At 38.8% G+C, this 523-nt stretch carries 2 rRNA genes; both read left to right on the forward strand.

Going from position 1 to position 523, the window contains the following annotated elements:
- A 16S ribosomal RNA gene (locus LQ686_RS13915) occupies positions 1–50 on the forward strand; the annotation flags it as partial.
- 251 nt (positions 51–301) lie between these two features.
- Positions 302–523: ribosomal RNA gene (locus LQ686_RS13920) — 23S ribosomal RNA — on the forward strand; the annotation flags it as partial.

Consider the following 523-nt stretch of genomic DNA (forward strand, 5'->3'; position numbering starts at 1 on the left):
AGTCGTAACAAGGTAGCCGTATCGGAAGGTGCGGCTGGATCACCTCCTTTCTAAGGATATTACGGAATGACCATTAGGTCATGGAATAACGAAGACATATTGTATTCAGTTTTGAATGTTTATAACATTCAACATTGCACATTGAAAACTAGATAAGTAAGTAAAATAGATTTTACCAAGCAAAAAACCGAGTGAATTTCTAACGAAATTCAACAAGCTTAATAATCGCGCGTCGTCTTTATAGACGACATCACAGATTAATAACAGTTATTTTCTTAAACATTATGTATAAGGAAATATAGATTAAGTTATTAAGGGCGCACGGTGGATGCCTTGGCACTAGAAGCCGAAGAAGGACGTTACTAACGACGATATGCTTTGGGGAGCTGTAAGTACGCTTTGATCCAGAGATTTCCGAATGGGGAAACCCAACATGAGTTATGTCATGTTATCCGCATATGAATACATAGTATGTGAGAAGGCACACCCGGAGAACTGAAACATCTTAGTACCCGGAGGAAGA

Origin of the sequence: Mammaliicoccus sp. J-M41 (assembly GCF_022385935.1) — a bacterium.
GTDB classification, from domain to species: Bacteria; Bacillota; Bacilli; order Staphylococcales; family Staphylococcaceae; genus Mammaliicoccus; species Mammaliicoccus sciuri_A.